Source organism: Rhodococcus sp. NPDC056506, from assembly GCF_042794945.1.
GTDB lineage: Bacteria > Actinomycetota > Actinomycetes > Mycobacteriales > Mycobacteriaceae > Rhodococcus_F.
Window position 1 is genome coordinate 1 of record NZ_JBHTSW010000031.1, and the last position, 19,591, is coordinate 19,591.

At 63.0% G+C, this 19,591-nt stretch carries 17 protein-coding genes and 1 tRNA gene; 9 read left to right on the forward strand and 9 right to left on the reverse strand.

The features are described from left to right. Positions 1-1,120: erythromycin esterase family protein (locus ACFQ6H_RS21520; RefSeq protein WP_378648475.1), on the forward strand; the 1,120-nt coding region annotated here is incomplete at its 5' end. Positions 1,121-1,141: 21 nt separating this feature from the next. Here ACFQ6H_RS21520 and ACFQ6H_RS21525 read toward each other — a convergent pair. Further along, positions 1,142-2,236 (reverse strand): serine hydrolase domain-containing protein, encoded by a 1,095-nt coding sequence (locus ACFQ6H_RS21525; RefSeq protein WP_378648476.1) that lies wholly within the window; start codon positions 2,234-2,236, stop codon positions 1,142-1,144. Positions 2,237-2,486: 250 nt separating this feature from the next. Here ACFQ6H_RS21525 and ACFQ6H_RS21530 point away from each other — a divergent pair, with 250 nt between their 5' ends. The 4 genes from ACFQ6H_RS21530 to ACFQ6H_RS21545 all read left to right on the forward strand — a co-directional run bounded on the left by ACFQ6H_RS21530 (position 2,487) and on the right by ACFQ6H_RS21545 (position 6,375). Then, the gene (locus ACFQ6H_RS21530) at positions 2,487-3,020 is read left to right on the forward strand and encodes an NlpC/P60 family protein (RefSeq protein ID WP_378543357.1); all 534 of its coding nucleotides are present in this window, start codon (positions 2,487-2,489) and stop codon (positions 3,018-3,020) included. A 65-nt stretch (positions 3,021-3,085) separates the two neighbouring features. Then, entirely contained in the window at positions 3,086-3,772 is a 687-nt protein-coding gene (locus ACFQ6H_RS21535; protein ID WP_378648478.1) for a response regulator transcription factor, read from the forward strand. Then, the gene (locus ACFQ6H_RS21540) at positions 3,769-4,764 is read left to right on the forward strand and encodes an ATP-binding protein (RefSeq protein ID WP_378648480.1); all 996 of its coding nucleotides are present in this window, start codon (positions 3,769-3,771) and stop codon (positions 4,762-4,764) included. Before ACFQ6H_RS21535 ends, ACFQ6H_RS21540 begins: the two co-directional genes overlap by 4 nt. Before the next feature lie 108 nt (positions 4,765-4,872). Next, entirely contained in the window at positions 4,873-6,375 is a 1,503-nt protein-coding gene (locus ACFQ6H_RS21545) for a DUF4153 domain-containing protein (RefSeq protein ID WP_378648482.1), read from the forward strand. Positions 6,376-6,448: 73 nt separating this feature from the next. Here ACFQ6H_RS21545 and ACFQ6H_RS21550 read toward each other — a convergent pair whose 3' ends face one another. Continuing rightward, positions 6,449-8,785: an arylsulfatase gene (locus ACFQ6H_RS21550; protein WP_378648484.1), complete on the reverse strand. Its 2,337-nt coding sequence runs from the start codon at positions 8,783-8,785 to the stop codon at positions 6,449-6,451. A gap of 205 nt (positions 8,786-8,990) precedes the next feature. Here ACFQ6H_RS21550 and ACFQ6H_RS21555 point away from each other — a divergent pair, with 205 nt between their 5' ends. Together ACFQ6H_RS21555 and ACFQ6H_RS21560 are read left to right on the forward strand one after the other, a co-directional pair. Further along, the gene (locus ACFQ6H_RS21555; protein WP_378543363.1) at positions 8,991-9,659 is read left to right on the forward strand and encodes a TetR family transcriptional regulator; all 669 of its coding nucleotides are present in this window, start codon (positions 8,991-8,993) and stop codon (positions 9,657-9,659) included. Positions 9,660-9,691: 32 nt separating this feature from the next. Continuing rightward, positions 9,692-10,609 carry a TauD/TfdA dioxygenase family protein gene (locus ACFQ6H_RS21560; protein ID WP_378648546.1) on the forward strand — a complete coding sequence of 306 codons (918 nt, stop codon included), beginning with the start codon at positions 9,692-9,694 and terminating at the stop codon, positions 10,607-10,609. Position 10,610: 1 nt separating this feature from the next. Here the strand turns inward: ACFQ6H_RS21560 and ACFQ6H_RS21565 are convergent, their stop codons facing one another. Both ACFQ6H_RS21565 and ACFQ6H_RS21570 read right to left on the reverse strand, forming a co-directional pair. Then, entirely contained in the window at positions 10,611-11,573 is a 963-nt protein-coding gene (locus ACFQ6H_RS21565) for a formylglycine-generating enzyme family protein (RefSeq protein WP_378648486.1), read from the reverse strand. Between the two features lie 49 nt (positions 11,574-11,622). Further along, positions 11,623-11,698 (reverse strand) — tRNA-Arg (locus ACFQ6H_RS21570). A 243-nt stretch (positions 11,699-11,941) separates the two neighbouring features. Here ACFQ6H_RS21570 and ACFQ6H_RS21575 point away from each other — a divergent pair. Further along, positions 11,942-13,321, forward strand: a complete 1,380-nt coding sequence (locus tag ACFQ6H_RS21575) for an LLM class flavin-dependent oxidoreductase (protein WP_378648548.1) — start codon at positions 11,942-11,944, stop codon at positions 13,319-13,321. Positions 13,322-13,330: 9 nt separating this feature from the next. Here the strand turns inward: ACFQ6H_RS21575 and ACFQ6H_RS21580 are convergent, their stop codons facing one another. The 5 genes from ACFQ6H_RS21580 to ACFQ6H_RS21600 all read right to left on the reverse strand — a co-directional run bounded on the left by ACFQ6H_RS21580 (position 13,331) and on the right by ACFQ6H_RS21600 (position 18,226). Next, positions 13,331-14,329 (reverse strand): winged helix-turn-helix transcriptional regulator, encoded by a 999-nt coding sequence (locus ACFQ6H_RS21580; protein ID WP_378543367.1) that lies wholly within the window; start codon positions 14,327-14,329, stop codon positions 13,331-13,333. An 81-nt stretch (positions 14,330-14,410) separates the two neighbouring features. After that, positions 14,411-15,277 (reverse strand): acyl-CoA thioesterase, encoded by an 867-nt coding sequence (locus tag ACFQ6H_RS21585; RefSeq protein WP_378648488.1) that lies wholly within the window; start codon positions 15,275-15,277, stop codon positions 14,411-14,413. Then, entirely contained in the window at positions 15,274-16,098 is an 825-nt protein-coding gene (locus ACFQ6H_RS21590) for a DUF1295 domain-containing protein (RefSeq protein WP_378648490.1), read from the reverse strand. The genes ACFQ6H_RS21585 and ACFQ6H_RS21590 overlap by 4 nt, the downstream gene beginning before the upstream one ends. Further along, on the reverse strand, positions 16,095-17,018 hold the full coding sequence (locus tag ACFQ6H_RS21595) for an SDR family NAD(P)-dependent oxidoreductase (protein ID WP_378648492.1): 924 nt from the start codon (positions 17,016-17,018) through the stop codon (positions 16,095-16,097). Before ACFQ6H_RS21595 ends, ACFQ6H_RS21590 begins: the two co-directional genes overlap by 4 nt. Further along, the gene (locus ACFQ6H_RS21600; protein WP_378648494.1) at positions 17,015-18,226 is read right to left on the reverse strand and encodes an acetyl-CoA C-acyltransferase; all 1,212 of its coding nucleotides are present in this window, start codon (positions 18,224-18,226) and stop codon (positions 17,015-17,017) included. The genes ACFQ6H_RS21595 and ACFQ6H_RS21600 overlap by 4 nt, the downstream gene beginning before the upstream one ends. 123 nt (positions 18,227-18,349) lie before the next feature. On the opposite strand from ACFQ6H_RS21600, the gene ACFQ6H_RS21605 reads away from it, so the two are divergent. Continuing rightward, the gene (locus tag ACFQ6H_RS21605; protein ID WP_378648496.1) at positions 18,350-19,582 is read left to right on the forward strand and encodes an acetyl-CoA acetyltransferase; all 1,233 of its coding nucleotides are present in this window, start codon (positions 18,350-18,352) and stop codon (positions 19,580-19,582) included. Positions 19,583-19,591 lie beyond the last annotated feature (9 nt).

Consider the following 19,591-nt stretch of genomic DNA (forward strand, 5'->3'; position numbering starts at 1 on the left):
GGCGCCGTCTCTGTTCGCCCTCGGTGAGCCGACTCACGGGATCAAGGCTTTTCCGTTGCTGCGCAACGAACTTCTCGGCCAGCTGGTCGAACGAGGGTATCGGTCGATTGTGCTCGAAACAGATGTCTTTGCGGCATTCCTTGTCGACGACTACGTGAGCGGGGGAGAGGCGGACATCGAGAAAGTGCTCGCCACAGGCTTCAGCCACGGATTCGGCGCAGTACCGGGAAACCGCGAACTCGTCGAATGGCTACGCGAGTACAACCACGGCCGCGCTCCGGCCGACCGAGTTCGCTTCTACGGCTTCGACGCTCCGGTGGAGTATTCCGGTGCACCGAGCCCGCGCCGCGCACTGTCTGCGGCAGGTGACATCCTGCCCGCTGAGATGCGGCCGCATTCGTTCGACGACATCGACCTTCTGCTCGGGCAGGACGCCGACTGGACCAACCCGGCGGCGATGTTCGATCCGGCTGCGTCCATCGGTGACTCCGATCATGCTCGCCTCCTGCGCATCATTGCGGACGACCTCGGCAGCATCCTTCGGCGCGCTGCGCCTGTGCTGCGACCCGCCGACCCGGACGGGTACGACCTGGCCCTCGCACACGCACGCACCGCTGTAGGTCTTCTGCGATACCACGCCGCGATGGCGAGTTCCGCTCCTGATCGCATCGGCACTCTGCTCAGTCTCCGTGCCGAGATGATGGCGGAGAACCTGCTGGCCGTCGTTGCTCAGGAGCAGCGACGCGGGCCGAGCCTGCTGTTCGCCCACAACGCTCATCTCCTGCGAGTGCAGTCCGAGATGCCGGTCAGCGATGATGTGGTCAGTTGGGGGAGCGCCGGTTCACTCGTCGGACTTGCCCTCGGAGAGCGTTACGTATTCGTGGCAACCGACGCCAACCCCGGCAGTGATCTGGGCACTCTGCAGGGTGTGTTGGCCGATGCGACCACTCGGCGTGCCCTGTTCCCGACTCCGGCCCTGCGAGCCGCGCTCGACCCGTCGATCGCCGCGGGCGAGGCGATCCTGCCAGGCCATCTGCCGCTGAAACCGTCGGAGTTGGACGGCGCCGACGCGGTCATTTTCGTCGCCGATACCGATGGGCAGCGTCATCAGTACTGGTAGTCGTCAGTACTGATAGCCGTTTCAGGGGCAGAGAGCGTGCGAGAGTATCGCGACGGTGTCCGGCTGGTCCTTCGGCGTCGACGTCAGCGTCACAGTGAACGCGCGATCCGGCGTCGCACCGGACAAGGTGTAGTACCCGTAGATCCCGCCACTGTGGCCGTTATAGGTGACGCCGCAAGGAAGTTCGGTGACGCTGACGCCCATCCCGTACCCGAGCCCCTCGGCTTCGGTGGCGGCGACTTGCCCAGTGGTCATCGCGGCAAGCTGCGCGGCCGGCACCACCTGCCCGTCGAGTAGTGCCCGCCAGAAGACGTTCAGGTCCGTGCCCGTCGACACCATCGCTCCGGCAGACCAGGGGATCGACGGTTCGGTCCGGGAAACATCTGTCAGGCCCCCGCCCAGATCCTGATAGCCCGTCAGGTGATCGCCCCTGATGTCGCGTTCGCCGGCCGGCGGGAGGTACGTGTCTCCCAGATGCAGCGGGTCGAGTATCCGAGACTGAAGTTCATCGGCGTAGCTGCGGCCGGTCACGGATTCGACGAGCATTCCGAGAACGATGTAGTTGGTGTTGGTGTAGACGAACGACGTTCCGGGAACGAATTGGGCCGGTTTGCCGAGGGCGATGGCGAGCGCAGCGGAAGGCGTCAGCGTCCGGTCCTCGTTTGCGGCAATCCATTCGTCGGCTCCGGGTTCACCGGCGAACTCGGGAAGGCCGCTGCGGTGTTGCAGCAGCTGCCGCACGGTGATCGCGCTGCCGTCTGTCCCGCTCCCATGCACTTGCCCCGGAAGGTACTGCTCGATCGGTGCGTCGAGGTCGACCTTGCCCTCGGCGACCAACTGCAGAACGAGCGAAGCCGTGAATGTTTTTGTCACACTTCCGATCCGGACGCGATCATTCTTGCCGATCGAATCACCGTTGGTCCGGTTGGGCACGCCGCTGGTCATGACAGCCGTCGTGGTGCCGTCGTCGAGTGTTGCGATCGACCCGACGACGCCCGAGCGGGTGAGTCCGTCGAGATCCGATTGAATCTCCACTGCGCGCTGGAGCGTCGAGCAACCGACGAGTGCCGTGGTGGCTCCGATGATGACCGCGGCGACGAGCAGGTATGGGCGCATGAGTCGAATCTATGGACCTTGTCGTGCCGCGGGATCCAGGAAATCCCCCATCATTCCCTGATCTTCTGCCGGGCCGGGACGTAAGGCCTGTTTGTTCAAAACCGACAAATCGGATCAATCATTCCTGTCCGAACACCACGTCCACGCCGTTAACATCCGAACGAAGTGTTTGTTTTCACGTGTCTTACCAGTTCACGGCTATCGAGGTGCGCTGCCGCGCGCCGAAACGACTCCCACGAAGGACGGATGCATGAAGAAGTCGACACTCCGCACGGGAACGGTCGCGGCTTTGCTGACCGGAAGTGTTCTGTTGCTGTCCGCTGCCCCTGCCTCGGCCGACCCGGGAAGCCTTGGTAGCGGTGGCAGTAGCGGGAGTTCCGGAAGCTTGGGAAGCACGGGCAGCATCAGCAGCGGATCAGCCGCCCTTCCGATTCCGAGTCCGGCAGGGCTGATCGCGCTGGCAGCGGCGAGCACTCAGACCGGAAAGCCCTACCAGTGGGGCGGCGTCGGGCCGAACTCGTGGGACTGCTCCGGGCTGGTGCAATGGGCGTTTCGGCAGGCCGGGGTGAATCTGCCACGGACCAGTCAGCAGCAGGCCAACGTCGGACAGCCGGTTCCGCGGTGGGCCCTCGCTCCCGGCGACGTCATCACGTTCTATCCCGGAGCGACGCATGTCGGCATCTACGCTGGGTTCGGAATGGTGTTCAACGCCTACGGTGTTGGTGTTCCGACCGGACTGACACCCCTCACGGATCTGCCGATCAACAACATCCGCAGGTTCTAGAACCTGCACAGAACCTTCACAAGTCCTCCCAGGTTCATCCACGACGGCCGAATACAGTCAGTTCCATGAGTCAGCGAAGAGTGCTCGTGGTCGACGACGAGGTCAGCATCTGCGAGTCCATCGCGGCGAGGCTGCGCGCCGAGGGCTACGACGTCGAGCTGGCGTTCGACGGTCCCAGCGCGGTGACCCGCTGCGAGCAGATGGATGCAGACCTGGTGGTGCTCGACGTGATGATGCCGGGGTTCGACGGCCTCGAAGTGTGCCGCCGCATCCAGGCCGTGCGCCCGGTGCCCGTGCTGATGCTGACCGCTCGCGCCGATGAAACCGACATGCTGATCGGTCTCGGTGTGGGGGCCGACGACTACCTGAGCAAGCCGTTCAGCATGCGTGTCCTCGTCGCCCGGGTGCAGGCGTTGCTTCGGCGCGCTGATCGTGCGGAGCATGCCGCTCGTCCGGCGACCGACCTCCTCGAATTCGGTGACGTCGTGATCGACCTGACCGAGCGTCGAGTGCGCCGTGATGCCCAAGAAGTCCACCTGACCCGCACCGAATTCGATCTCATCGCCTACCTGGCGGAACGGCCGCGAGCCGCGATCCCGCGGGAGTCGCTGCTCGAGGAGATCTGGGGCTGGGGCGAAGGAGCGGGTAGTCGGACCGTCGACAGCCACGTCAAGGCGCTACGACGCAAGCTCGGGCCTTCCGTGATCCGGACCGTTCACGGCGTCGGGTACGCCTGGGACGTGCCGCGATGAGCGGCGTCGACAGACTCTTTGCGCGGTGGCCGCGGCCGCTGGACCCGATGCGATCCTTCAAGGTGAAGGTCGGGCTCTTGGTTGTCGCAGCATTGTTGTTCGCCTCCGGTGGGTTCTGGCTGACGTCGCAACAACCGTTTCGTTTCGCCCTGCTGACCGCGTTGGTTGTCGCTCTCGGAGTAACACAGGTGCTCGCACACGGAATGACGTCGCCGCTTCGCGAGATGACGGCCGCGGCGAAGGCGATGGCGCGCGGCGACTATTCGCGGCGTGTGCGAGCGACTTCCCGCGACGAAGTAGGCGAACTCGCCCATGCGTTCAATCGGATGGCCGAGGACCTCGGGGCCGACGACCGGTACCGCCGCGAGCTGATCGGCAACGTCTCCCACGAATTACGCACGCCCATCACCGCTTTGCAGGCCATGCTCGAAAACGTCGTCGACGGTGTCGAAGAACCGGATCCGGCGATGATGAAGTCGGCGCTGCGGCAGACGGAACGACTGGGCGCGTTGGTGGCCGACCTTCTCGACCTCTCGAAACTCGAAGGCGGCGCAATGCCGTTGAAGCGCCGCCGTTTCGAGGTCGAGCCATTCCTACGCGAGCTGTCGAGTGTGAGTGCGGGCGACATCGAGATAGACGTGAAGCCTCCGCAATTGTCCGTGGTCGCCGATCCGGATCGCCTCCACCAGGTGGTGACCAACTTGGTGGACAACGCGGTTCAGCACGGGAACGTCGACACCAAAGTCGTGATCCGAGTACGTACCGGCAGCGCGGGGGAGTTGGTGCTCGACGTCCACGACGACGGCCCCGGCATCGAACCACAAGCCCGAGAGCGAGTGTTCGACCGCTTCATCCGCGGCGGATCCACAGACGGGGGCACCGGGCTCGGTCTCGCGATCGCGAAGTGGGCAGTCGAATTACATGACGGCAGGATCGCCGTCGTCGATGCCCCGTCGGGATGCTGCATTCGAGTAGTGCTGCCGCAGAACTGAATCAAAGTCCCTGACGAGATCGAGAGATCTCGCGATGACGCATGCCTTCATCGGCATTCGTCTGTACTTCCGAACCCGAAAATTTGAACCCGAAACATAGGAGATCACATGAGCGCTCCGATAGTAATTCCACCGAAGCCGCCGATGCCGGCCGCAAAACCCAAGCGTCCCAGCCGGTTCTGGCGCCCCGATCGAACGTCGATGGCCACCCGTTCGATGCTCGTCGGCGCGGCCGCAGTAGGGGTGCTTGCCGCCCTGATCCTTGACCCGTGGTTCGTGAGTATCGCGTACGTGATCGTGGGTGTCGGTGTGGTGTTCGTCTTCGGGATTCTGACGCCGCCGCGGATGACCGTGACGCAGTGGGTCGCCGCCATCGGGATGCTTGCATTACTGGGCGTTGCCGCCGTTCGCGGTGCAGAGTGGTTGGTGTTCATCTGCGTCGTAGCTGCATGGGTTCTGTTCACGTGGACTCTGATCGGCGGGCGGACGTGGACCGGGATACTCCTGGGAACGTTGGCGCCCTGGCGGGCGCCCCACCGGACGGTGAACTTCGTTCGTCGTCGAAAACTCGCTACCCGCTCTGCTTCACGGGTGCCGGCGGCGCGAGTAATCGTCGTGAGCGCAGTGTCGGTTGTCCTCCTGCTGATCTTCGGATCTCTGTTCGTGAGTGCGGATCCGGAGTTCGCGAAGATCTTCGGCGGCTTCGCTCCGGCCATCTCGGTGTCGAACCCGGTCGCACGGGTCTTCGCCGGCGTCGTGATGGCGTTCGGCACACTGGTTGCGGTGTATCTGCGTCGTAGAACGCCGACGGTGGACGCGTTTGCACCTGCGCCGGCGGCGCCGTTACCGATGTGGGAATGGGCGGTCCCGCTCGGCGTGCTCAACGTCCTGTTCCTCGGTTTTGTTGCAGTACAGACGAAGACGCTGTTCGGGGGAGACGAGCACGTTCAGGTGACCGACGGACTGACCTATGCGGACTACGCACGTGAGGGTTTCTGGCAGCTCATGGCGGTAACCGTGCTGACGCTGCTCGTCATCGCGGTCGCGGTGCGGTTCATCGACCGTCGCGACGCTGGATCTCGGCGTCTGGCCCGCGGTCTGTTGGGTGCACTGTGCCTCTTCAGCCTGGTAATCGTGGCATCCGCTGTGCACCGGATGTGGTTGTACGAGAATCAGTACGGTTTCACGGTGCTGCGCGTCAGCGTTTTCGCGACAGAGTTGCTTCTGGGATTCGTGTTCGTGCTGTTGCTCATCGCAGGCATTCGGATGTCCGGGAAGTGGCTACCCACAGCTGTTCTCGCCACTTCCGCCCTTGCTCTGCTGGCATTCGCGGTCTTCAACCCCGACGCGTACATCGCGCAGAAGAACGTGGAGCGGTTCGAGGGCGGTAAGAGCATCGACGTCTCCTACCTGCACGGGCTCTCCGTCGACGCGGTGCCTGCCTTGGATCGTCTACCGGAACCGCAGCGCTCGTGTGCGTTGAGTCGGTATCGATTCGGAGTGCCTGGTACCAGTGCGCCCTGGGAGTTCAACGCGGCGCGTGAGAAGGCCCGCGACATCGTGGAGACTCGCCCAGTGGGGCCATGCCTGCAGATGTACACGGTCGGATAGACGCAGAGCGATTGTGCAGCCGCGCGGCAGATATAGCGCGCGGCTGCACAATCGGCGAGCGCCGCCGGGTCGATCAATGCACGGCGAGTGAGATCTTCTCCCGTTCCGCCGCGGACACGACGTCGCGGGTGGAGCGCAAGTCGATGGTCACGCTGTGCAACGCGCCGCCGTAACGGAAGGTGCCGTGCTCGGCGAACTCCTCCGAGACCGGGCTTCCCCGGTTGATGCCGACGTCGAGCTGTTCGTTCATGCTGAAGATCGCCCGCGTGGTCTTCTCGATCCGTCCCTCGGAGACCACCTCGCCGTCAACGCTCAGGGTGGCGATTCCGCCCTTGCCGATTCCGCCGCCGTCGTACTCGAAGTGAATGGACACCTCGCTGGCGTCGGCACTCAGCTGACCCGGTCCGCGAACGTAGGTTCGGCCTCCACCGCTGAAGTTGTAGCAGTAGACGGGGACGGAATCGAGTATGTACAAAGCGAATCCGCCGAACCGGCCACCGAGGCTGACCAGCATGCCGTCGGCGACGCTACCCAGACTGGCGGTCAGCGTGTACGAGCGGTTGAAGAACGTCGGCGCGGCCTTCTCGACCAGACCGTTCATGTGTGGGTACAGCGTGAGGGTCTTGCGGCCCATCATCGGATGTGGTGGTCGTGATTCCGCGGTGGCGTGACGGCCGACCGTTCTGTCGTCCAGCGGCAGTACTTGATATTTGGCGGCCTCGACGAGGAACTTGTCCTTGAGCCTGGCAAGGATCTCGGGATGCTCGTCTGCAAGATCGCGGGCCTGCGACCAGTCGACCGATGTGTCGTACAGCTCCCAACGGTCTTCGCTCATCGGGGTGAGCTCGAGGCCGTGAGTCGCCATCAGCCAGGGTGCGCGGTGCGCGGTGACCGCGGTCCAGCCGTGATCATAGATTCCGCGATTGCCGAAGATCTCGAAATACTGTGTGGTGTGGCGCTCTTCGGCGTCGGGCTCGGCGAAGGTGTAGTTCATCGCCACACCCTCCATCGGTTTCTGGGCGACGCCGTCGACGCTGGTCGGCGCTGGAATTCCGGCAGCTTGCAGAATTGTCGGTGTGATATCGACGCAGTGATGCCACTGTTCCCTGATTCCAGGCTTGTCGATCCCCTTGGGCCAGTGGGCGATCAGGCCGTTTCGGGTACCGCCGTAGTGGGACGCGACCTGCTTGGCCCACTGGTACGGGGTGTCGAGGGCCAGAGCCCACGACGCCGGATAGTGTGGGTAGCTGGTTTCGGTCCCCAATTCGTCGTAGCGCGCCAGCACGTCGGATGTCGCACTCTTGTAACCGTTGAGGCCGGCGAGGTAGTTGAACGAGCCCTCCATTCCGCCCTCCGCGGAAGCGCCGTTGTCACCCATCATGTAGAGCACCAGGGTGTTGTCGAGGACGCCCATATCCTGCAACCGGTCGACGAGCCTGCCGACCTCGTCGTCGGTGTGCTCGAGGAACGCCGCGTACAACTCCATCAGACGGGCCGAAACCTTCTTCTGGTCGTCGTCGAGTTCGTCCCAGTGCGGGAGCCCCGGAGCCCACGGGGCCAACTCGGTATCAGGAGCGACGACGCCCAGTTCCTTCTGCTTTTCGAGGGTGATCTCGCGTTGGCGATCCCATCCGTGATCGAATTCGCCGACGTACTTGTCCAGGTAGCTGTCCGGAACCTGAAGTGGGGCATGGCAAGCGCCGAAGGGGAGATAGCAGAACCACGGCTTGTCGGGGTCCATCGTGTTGATGCCCTCGACCCATTCGATCGCGTGGTCGACCAGGTCCTCGGACAGGTGGTATCCCTCCTGAGGTGTCTTCGGCAAGTCCACCATGGTGAAGTCCTCGTAGAGCACTGGCGTGAACTGGTCGGACTCGGCGCCGAGGAAACCGTAGAACTTGTCGAAACCCTCACGGACCGGCCAACGATCGAACGGCCCGGCGGCGGTAGTCTCCCAAGTCGGGGTCTGGTGCATCTTGCCGAAAGCGCCCGTCGCATAGCCGTTTCCCTGCAAGACGCGGGCAACTGTCGCTGCGGAAGCGGGCCTGGTCCCGTTGTATCCCGGTGCAGCGTTCGCCATTTCGGAGATGACTCCCATACCGACGCTGTGGTGATTGCGCCCGGTCAACGTGGCAGCGCGCGTCGGTGAGCACAGAGCGGTCGTATGGAATCGGCTGTACTTCACGCCGGTCTCGGACAAACGCTCGGCGGTGGGTGTGCGGCACGGACCGCCGAACGCAGAGGGCGCCCCGAATCCGACGTCGTCGATCATGATCAGCAGCACGTTCGGTGCCCCGGCGGGTGGGCGAAGCGGTTCCGGGCGGGTGTACGGGGGATTCTGATCGGGGTAGTACACGGCGGCCGCGACGTTGGGCGTCTCGGGGATGATCGGGATGGAATGGCGATTCACCAGCAGGCTCCTTGGCGTGTGCATAACCGGGTCGATTAAGCAGTCGTCTTAATCTGAAGCGTATCGGTCCGGATTCCGTTGACGCCGTAGGTCTCGCTGACTGGGACAATCACCCCCGTGAGTGGTTAAGGAGTCCCTGCACTTCCTAACCGCGCACGGGGGTTGGGTCTTGCGGAATTAAGACAGTGACTTATATGGTCGGTGCATGCCCGCCTCGCTGGACGCCAAGAACGCCATGATCGCCGTCGCTGAACGGATGTTTGCCGAGCACGGTATTCACGAAGTGTCCATGAGGGACGTGGCGACTGCGGCCGGGCAGCGAAACAACTCTGCGGTTCAATATCACTTCGGTGGGCGAGACGGTTTGGTGTTGGCAGTATTCCGCCATCGGATGGATCAGATCAATGCAGCGCGACTGACGTATCTCGACGACATCGACGCCAATGGGCGGACTGACCTGGTCCGCGCGTTGGTCGAAGCTTTTCTGTATCCGCTGGCCGATTTCATGGCGACGGTCGACGGTTCCAACTATGCGAGGTTCATTGCCAGAATCTCTCCGTCGGTGGATACACAGAGCGCCGAGTTTCGAGAGGTCAGCGAGGGGATCAACGAAGTTGTCGGCAGACTGACGAGGGCCTTGCCGCATCTGCCCCGCCGCGTCGCGGTCGAACGGATCGACCTGTCGTTCAACATGAGTGTGTCCGCGCTGGCCATATTCGAGCAGCGCCGCGAAGACGAAAATCCGGTTGTGCAGGCGGATTTCGATACGACGGTGGACCATCTGGTCGATCTCGCGGTGGGAGCCCTGACTGCACCCCAAAGCACACACAAGCGCACACGAGCACAACGGGTGCACGCGTCGACTGACGTGTGACACTTCAGGACACGACAGGACGGAGTCATATGATGGCGACCCTTACATCATCACGCACAGTTCAAATCGGCAATCACACAATCGAATTCGGGCCACGCGGAATGCGGCGAAATCCGGAAGGCGTTGAATCGAACCCGTACGAGCGGTTCACTCTGACTCCCGTCACACCGTTCATCGGTGCCGAGATCAGCGATATCGACTTACGTGATCCATCGGAGGATCAGATCGAGGATCTACGTCGGGCCCTACTCGAATGGAAGGTGGTCTTCTTCCGCGACCAGCCGATTTCGAGTCTGAATCATCGTGACTTCGCCGCCCATTGGGGCGAACTCGAGATTCATCCGCTTCTCCCGCAGGGAGAGGTCCCGGCCGTCGTCAGATTCGAACGCGGAGAAGACAGTCCAGGCACCGAGAACATCTGGCACGTCGACGTCACCTGGACCAAGGCACCGCCGCTCGGTTCGGTCCTTCGAGCGATCGACGTGCCGCCGGCCGGCGGTGACACGTTGTGGGCAGATATGGGAAATGCTTTCGACTGCCTCCCGGACGAGATCAAGGACTTGATCGAGGGCAAGGACGCCATCCACGATTTCGTGCCGTCCTTCGGACGCGGTATGAGCCCGGAGAAGTTGGAGCAGATGAAGGAGCAGTACCCACCGGTTCTGCATCCGATGGTCCGTAAGCATCCGGAAACCGGGCGTAAGACGCTGTTCGTCAACAGCCTCTTCACCACCCACATTCCGGACATGGATCCTGCCGAAGGCAACGATCTGCTCAACCTGTTGTTCGCGCAGGTCAAGGTCCCGGACTTCCAGTGCCGTTTCAAGTGGGCGCCGAATTCCATTGCATTCTGGGACAACCGGGCGACACAGCACTATGCGGCGAGCGACTACTTCCCTCATCGCCGCGTGATGGAGCGGGTGGCAATCCTCGGAGACGTGCCCTTCTGATCTACGTCTGCGGAATGCGGATGATGCACCGAAAGCCGACGTGGCAGGTCGAGGACTCTTCGGACTCGCCCTGCCGCGCGGCAGGGCGGTACCGCAAGCAGTAGTTCGGCGCACACAGATGTGAGCCACCCTTGATCACCCGTCGTGCGTAGGGTTCGCCAGCCAAGACCTCGGTGGCGAACTCCGCGCGGGGATTGCGCGGAATGCAGCACGAAGAGGCAGGCGCGACATTCTTCGAACCGTGGGCGTGGTCGGACGTGTAATGATCCGCCGTCCATTCCCACACGTTCCCGGCCATGTCGAGCAGCCCGTAGCCGTTGGGCCGGAACTTTCCGACCGGCGCGGTGCGCTCGTACCCGTCCTCGAGCAGGTTCTCCCAGGGGAACTGGCCCTGCCAGACATTCCCGCCGGGCCGCCCTCCCGGTGAGTCGTGATCGCCCCACACGTAGGCCTGGCGATCGAGTCCGCCGCGGGCGGCAAACTCCCACTCGGCCTCGGTCGGGAGTTCCTTGCCGGCCCACGCGGCGTAGGCCTGGGCGTCGAAGTACGACACGTGGGTGACGGGGTGCCGTTCACGTCCCCCGATATTGCTGTCGGCGCCCTCGGGATGGCGCCAGTCGGCGCCGGGAGTGAACGACCACCATTGGGTGTAGTCGTCGAGTGGAACCGGGCCGGGTGGTGAATTGAAGACCAACGATCCCGGAACGAGGAGGGCTGGATCGGCGTCAGGATAGTCGGCGGGATCGGGGGCGATTTCCGCAGTGGTGACGTGGCCGGTTGCCTTCACGAAGCGTCGGAACTCGGCGACAGTCACCGCCGTCGTGTCCATCCAGAATCCGTCGACTGTGACCTGGTGAACTGGGCGTTCTTCGGGATAGAAGTCTTCGGAGCCCATCCAGTACATTCCACCCGGGATCAACGACATGTTCTTCGGGGGAGTAGTCGTGGAGTGAGGCATCGTCATGAATTCAAGAATGGCACGTTGGTCGCGCCGGTGTGGGGAGAGTCCCACCTGGTGCCCTCGGCAGGATTCGAACCTGCGACCCTTCCTTTAGGAGAGGAATGCTCTATCCCCTGAGCTACGAGGGCGGGGAGCATACCGACAAGCACTGAAAACCCTGTGCTGCGGGGGTTTTCGCTTCCCGATACTGCCGTTGCATCTGCTCGACCTGTCGGCACGAAGCCCCAGACGTCACAGCTGCGCTAGTCAGTGTAGCGGCCCACCGACGCGGTGGCGAAGTCGACGGTGTTATCGCGTGCAAGGTGCCGGCCGAACCGATCGCACTGATCGCAATGGTGGTCACCGCCGAGCAGGCGCGGCATGGTGCGGGAATGACCCGCAGAATCCGCTTCAACGCCTTTGCCATGAACTGCGTCGCCCACCAATCGCCAGGTCTGTGGCGCCACCCCGAGGACCAGTCGTCCAGGTACACGGATCTGAGGTACTGGACGGAATTGGCGAAACTCCTCGAGCGTGGACGATTCGACGGACTCTTCCTGGCAGATGTCCTGGGAACCTACGACGTCTATGGCGGGAACCACGACGAAGCGTTGCGGCAGGGCGCGCAGGTACCGGTCTCGGACCCACTGCTACTGGCGTCGGCAATGGCTGCCGTGACCGAGCACTTGGGCTTCGGGATCACCGCCGGTACAGCGTTCGAGCATCCGTACCCGTTCGCTCGGCGTTTGAGCACCCTCGATCACCTGACGAACGGGCGAATCGGGTGGAACGTGGTCACCGGATACCTCCCGTCGGCCGCACGGAACATGGGCGAGGACGACCAACTCCAGCACGACGATCGCTACGACCACGCGGACGAGTACCTCGAGGTTCTCTACAAGTTGTGGGAAACGTCGTGGGAAGACGATGCGGTGGTGCGGGACAGAAGCACCGGGGTCTACACGGACCCTTCCAAGGTTCATCCGATCGAGCACGAAGGCAAGCACTTCACGGTTCCGGGCATCCACATCTCCGAACCTTCTCCGCAGCGGACGCCGGTCATCTTCCAGGCCGGCGCGTCGCCTCGCGGGGTTCGCTTCGCCGCCGAGAATGCCGAAGCGATTTTTGTCGGTGCGCCGACCAAGGCGATTCTCAAAGACACCGTTGCCCGAATCCGAAACGAGCTGACCAGGGTGGGCCGCGATCCGTACTCGGCCCGCATCTACACACTGTTGACGATCGTCACCGACCGAACCCCCGAGTTGGCCCAGGCGAAGCTCGAGGACTACCGCAGTTACGCGAGTAGTGAAGGTGCACTCGTTTTCACCTCGGGGTGGATGGGGATCGACCTGTCCGGATACCGAGCCGACGAGCCGATCGGAAATGTCGAAAGCAATGCCATTCAATCCGCGGTCGCATCGTTTCGTCAGGCCGACGAGAAGGGCCGTGAATGGACGGTGGGGGACATCGCGGAGTGGGCGGGTATCGGCGGGCTGGGACCGATCGTCGTCGGTTCCGGTGCGGAGGTCGCGGACGAGTTGCAGGAGTGGGTGTCCGAGACCGACGTCGACGGTTTCAATCTCGCGTACGCGGTGACTCCTGGAACCTTCGAAGACATTGTGGAGCATGTGATTCCGGAGCTGACCAAACGAGGTGCCTACCAGAGCGACTACGACGAGGGAACGCTGCGCAACAAACTGTTCGGGCGAGGGGACAGGCTGCCGCTCGAACACCGAGGCCGGAGCTTCGACCGGATCCGCACTGCCGGCTGAGCGGGGACTTCAGGACCAGCCGGACCCGGGTACGTGGACCGAGGTGGTGAGGTCGATCGCCTCGATGTCCGAAGACCTCAATTCCTCACCGCACACACTGCACCCGAGCCTTGCTTCGAATCGCTTACCGCAAGCTTTGTGATGGAGAACGATGTCCGGGCCGTCCGCGGATCTGAACCAACGCTGACCCCAGGAGATCATGCACATCACGACAGGGAAGTAGGCCGTCCCCTTGGCAGTGAGTCGATACTCCGACCACTGGGGACGATCCGGAAGCGGTCGCGTTTCCATCACACCGATCTCGGTGAGGTGCTTCAAACGATCCGCGACTATCGCCGGTGGCGCGCCGGTGATCTCGGCGAACTCTCCGTACCGGCGCGCGCCTCGGAAAGCCGCACCGATGATCGCCGCTGACCAGCGATTGCCGACGAGTTCCATCGTGTGAGCCAGAATTTCCGGTCGGCGTTCGGACTTGGTGGACCGTCGCCGCGATGTTGCTTCGGGGACACTGCGTGAGAAGTCGCCGCTCGGTCCCATTTCGGAGTCCAGAGACCGCACGTCCACGTCCTCGCCGCACTCCTTGCAACGCAGGATCGGGGTGAAGTCGTTTCCGCATGTGCTGTGCCGAAGTGGTGGTAGCGGCGCGGTTTCATTGGGCGCCCACTGCTTCTCCCACGACCACATGGTGATGAGGACGGGCCAGATCGACTGCCCTTTGCGAGTGACCGAGTACTCGTGCCGTGGCGGGTTCTGCTGATACTCACGACGCTCGAGCATTCCGCCTGCCGTCAGGATCGCCAACCGTGCTGACAACACGGAGTTGGAGATTCCCCCCAGTGCCAGCCAGTCGTTGTAGCGCCGCGACCCCAACAGGGCGAACCGCAGAATCCAGAGGTTCCACTCGTCCCCCAACAGCCCGAGCGTGACGGCCAGTGCGTTGGGTCCGCCTGCGGGCAACTCGGTGACGCCCGCCGACGCGGTGGGTGTCGAAGAGTCGGTTGCATTCACTCGTACCACCCCGAAATCATAGGCCGTGAACCCAGCCGCACCGCGAGAGCGTACCGAGTGGTCTGCAGAAAGAGTCGGGAATCACTCGGTACGGGCAATGAGTAACGCTTCCTGAGTGATCTGGCAGATCTGGAGTCCGGATGGATCGAAGACCGCGGCATTTACGACCGCTCTGCCGGCATGAGCTGTGGGGGTCGAATGCTCGAAGAGCAGCCACTCGTCCGCTCGCACGGGGCGCTGAAACCACATCGTGTGATCGAGGGACACTCCCGTCCAATCCGTGTCGAGCGAGTGCTCCTGCCCGATGTCGTATCCATGCGGAGTCAAAGCGGTGGCCATCAGCATCAAATCACTGGCATAAGCAAGAGCAGCGACGTGAATCAGTGGATCTTCGCTCAGTCGCTGCGCCGAACGCATCCAGATGTTGCGCGGAGGCGCCGCCGAATGTGTCGTGGGGGACTGCGAATCGAGTGGGGACACACGAATCTCGATGGCGGAGAACTCCTCCCACACTTCTCCCAACCCGCCGTCCGCCTCGGCCAACTCTTGCAAGGTCACGCACTCTTCGGGTGGGAGTGCTGCGGGGACGGCTCGACTGTGAGTGATGCCCTCGTCGATCGAGGAGGCCGAGACCGTCGAACGGCAGACCAGTCGTCCGCCCTGGTGGACGTCGACGCCTCTGGTGGACAGGCGCTTTCCGTCGCGAAGACGATCCACCGAGAACTCGGTCGCGCACTTCGTCGATCCGGGGCGCAGGAAGTGCGTATGGACGGAACTGATCGCTTTGCCGTCGGTGACCGTGTGTCCGGCCGCGAGAATCGACTGCGCGACCAGTTGGCCGCCGAACAACTGAGGAAGCCGAACACCGTCGTTCGACCCTTGCCACCGGTCCGGGCCGGTCGATTCCAGGTCGAAGACGTCGGCGAGGCCACTCGTGGGGGCGGTCACGACGCGTGGTTTCGTGCCGGGCGGGGCGGACGGGGAAAGAATCCGCTGGTCCGGGCGACGTAGTCGTCGTAAGCCTGTCCCTTGCTCTTGCGCATGCCTCGTTCGAGCAAGGCCTTACCGCTGTAGCTCACAAGCAGTTTAATCATCACGATCGGCGAGATGATCGTGATCAGCGCCAGTGGATCACCGAGTGCGAGGAGGAACAATCCGACCCAGACGCACGCATCGCCGAAGTAGTTGGGGTGCCGAGTCCAGGCCCACAATCCACGATCCATCACCTTTCCGGTATTGGCAGGATCAGCCTTGAAGCGGGAAAGTTGGTAGTCGCCAACCGATTCGAAGACGAAGCCGACGGTCCAGACAGCGATGCCGATCGCGCCGAGGACTCCGAGGGCGCGAAACTCGTACATCGCGAACTGGACGGGCAGCGACACCACGAGAATGAGGACGCCCTGGAGGCCGTAGATTTTGCGAATCAGGAACGGAACCAGCGGTCCCTGTTGATGTTTGAGTAGGGCAGTGTAGCGCTTGTCCTGCCCGTGCCCGCGGTTTCGGAAGCCGATGTACAACCCCAGTCGCATCCCCCACACCACGGTCAGCGCAAGGACAACGAGGCGACGCAGATCGTTTCCTTCCGATCCGATCGACGTCAGGTACGAGACGACGGCGACGACGGCGAAGCCTGGCCCCCAACAGATATCGATGATCGAGTGATTGTTCATTCGGATGGCGACGGCCATCACTGCGGCGATGAAGAGGAGTACGGCGAGTGCACTCACTCCGAAGTTCAGCGCTAGATCGCCCAGTGGGATGCCGGTCATGCGTGCGCCTTCCGATTGTGGTGGTCGAGCAGTTCGGAAGCGAAGTCCGCGAAGGCTTCCTGTGCGCTCGAATAGGTGTGAGGTGTGCCGAGTCGACTGGCTACGAGCAGTGAATCGAGCGCCGTGGCATCGAGTTCGGTGGTGGTAGGCAAGAATTCGGTCGAGCCCTCGACGGCGTCGGCCGAACGCACGCCGTTGCCTGCCGTGACTATCACCTGACCGTTGGTGGTGGACTCGGGATCGACAAGGGCGGTGACTACCGGTGCGACCAAGTCGGCTCCCATGATGTCGATGAATTCGGGGTTCATTCCGGATTCGGTCATCTGCGTAGTGGCATAGGGAAGAAGGACATTGGTGAAGACGTTGCGGTTCGCACCTTCTGCCGCTGCGGTGCGGCCCAGGGCGATCACGGCTCCCTTGCTTGCGGCGTAAGCAGATACGGTGGGCTCACCGTGCAGTCCTGCGGTGGAGGCAATCATCACGATGCGTCCGAACCCGGCTTCGCGCATCACGCGGGAGGCTTCGGCTGCAACCAGTGCGGTACCGACGACGTTTGTCGTGATGACGGTACTGAGGTTCTCGGCAGTGGTGCGGTGGAGCATCTGCGGACCGCTGACCGCGGCGCTGGTGATGCAGAAATCGAGTCGTCCGAACCGAGTGAGAGCGTCGTCCACCAACTTTCGACCGACGTCGGGGTCGGTGACGTCGTCGTGGTTGGCGACGGCCTGTCCACCGGCTTCGAGGATTTCGTCGACAACCTGATCTGCGGGGCCTCGGCCGCTCGCATCGAGTGTGCGATTTCGATTGTTGACGATAACCGTGACGCGCCGGCTTGCCAGATGAAGCGCGACGGCACGGCCGAGGCCCTTGCCACCTCCGGTGACGACGGCAACGCGACCGGAGAGTGCACCGGCGGTCATGAGGCGATCCGTTCGACGAGCACGGCAACTCCGACGCCTGCAGCGCCACTGACCGCGGCCACGCCGTATCGCCCGTCGCTTCGGACAAGTTCGTCGACGCACGCGCCCACGAGAATTGCTCCGGTAGCGCCGAATGCATGGCCCATCGCCATCGTTCCGCCGTTGGGGTTCATCCGGTCCGGCCCGGCGTCGAGGTCGCGACGGAATCGCAGGCAGAGCGCGGAGAAGGCTTCCGCGAACTCGAACACGTCGATGTCCAGCGGACGCAGTCCGGCTCGCGCGATGACGGCCTCCACGGCGCTCTGACCTGCCGTGAGCATGAGAACCGGATTCACCGATGTCGACGCGGACCCGATGATCCGTGCGCGAGGTGTCAAACCGGCTCGGGCAGCGGCTTTCTCGGACCCGAGGAGTAGGAGTGCCGCTCCGTCGGCCATGGCGGGAGAGGATCCGACGGTGTGCAGGTGCTCGATCTTTTCGACCTCTGGGTAGGCGGCGAGCGCGAGAGCGTCCTGACCTCCGGCGCCGAGTCCTTCGAATGCGGCCGGAAGTGCGGCGAGTCCCTCTGCGCTCGTGTCTGCCCTGACCAGTTCGTCGTGCGCGATTCCCGCATCACCGTTTCTTCCGGGAACAGGCACAACCGACCGCTCGAACGCGCCGTTGCGCCACGCTTCGGCAGCCTTGTGCTGGGTTTCGACGCCGTAGGCATCCAACTCGTCGCGGGAGTATCCCTCGATCGTGGCATTCAAGTCGGCGGCAACACCCATATGAATGGAGCCGATCTGCGCGATAGTCGCCGGGTCGGTCCACAGCGGCCCGCGATCACTGAACATCGGGGTGCGGGAGACGCTTTCGACACCGCCTGCCACGACGAGGGAAACGTCGTCACTTCGGATACGGGCTGCGCTCTGGCCGACTGCGTCGACACCGGATGCGCAGAATCGGTTGATAGTCGCGCCGGGAACGGAGTCGCCCCAACCTGCCAGCAGTGCGGCAGTTCTCGCGATGTTCGCGCCCTGCTCGTCCACCTGCGATGCGCAACCGAGAACTACGTCGTCGATCTGTTCTGCGGCGAGGTTTGTTCGACCCTGCAGAGCCTTGGCCAGGTGGACCACAAGATCCACGGGGCTGTGTTCGTGGAGGGCGCCTCGCGCCGATGCTCGACCGCGCGGCGTGCGCACATAGTCGAGGACAAAAGCATCAGTCATTTTCAACCCTTCAATTAGTAGAGTTACTCTGCTAGTTGTAGTACGGTTGCGATGAAATTACAACCGCCGATACACGGGTATCTCGGTGACGTCACCGAGGCCGGATCGGCAAGGGGAGAGGTCATGACTGTTTCGAACATTTGGATTCTCGGCGGGTACCAATCCGACTTCGCACGAAACTTCACCCGTGAAGAACTCGATTTCGCGAACCTTGCCGAAGAGGTGGTGAACCACACGCTGGCCGCGGCGAAGGTTCCTGCCACCGACATCGAGGTGATTCACGTCGGTAATGCCTTCGGCCAGTTGTTTGCCGGCCAAGGTCAGCTGGGTGCGATGCCCGCCACCGTCCATCCGGAACTCTGGGGTGTGCCCTCGTCCAGACATGAGGCGGCATGCGCATCGGGCAGTATCGCGGTCCTCGCCGCAATGGCAGACCTGCGTGCCGGCAATTACGACGCCGCTCTAGTGATGGGTATCGAGCTGGAGAAGACAGTTCCGGGTGACGACGCAGCGGGTCACCTTGGTGCCGCAGCCTGGGTAGGACATGAAGGTCGGGAAGCAAAATTCATGTGGCCGTACATGTTCGATCGTGTGTCGAAGGAGTACGGGCGCCGTTACGGGATCGACGAATCTCACCTTCGCGCGATCTCGCAGATCAACTTCTCGAACGCGAAGAACAACCCCAACGCACAGACACGCGGTTGGTCGGTGCCCGATCTGCTCGGAAATGCGGGTGGTGACGACACCACCAATCCTGTTGTGGAAGGTGGTGTTCGACGATTCGATTGCAGTCAGGTGACCGACGGTGGTGCCGGGGTGGTGCTGGTGACGGACAAGTACCTTCGTGAGCACCCTGGTGCCGCGGCGACCCCTCTGGCTCAGATCGCGGGCTGGGGCCACCGCACCGTCGGTTTAGGCCTCGAACAGAAACTGGCGCGTGACGCGGAGAATCCCTACGTGATGCCACACGTTCGGGATGCGGTGATGGACGCCTTCTCCCGGGCCGGAGTCGATCTGACCGGGATAGACGGGATCGAAACACATGATTGTTTCACCGCGAGTGAGTATCTCGCGATCGACCACATCGGTCTGACGGCGCCTGGTGAGTCCTGGAAAGCCATCGAGAGTGGAGACATCGCCATGGGCGGCAAGCTGCCGATCAACCCGAGCGGTGGTCTGATCGGCGGCGGTCATCCGGTGGGTGCCAGCGGTGTCCGCATGCTTCTCGATGCGGCCCATCAGGTGACAGGAACGGCCGGCGGCTTCCAAGTCGAGGGCGCACACCGGTTTGCGACGCTCAACTTCGGCGGAAGTACGGCCACCACCGTCAGTTTTGTCGTCGACGCCGTTTCCTGAATTGCAGCC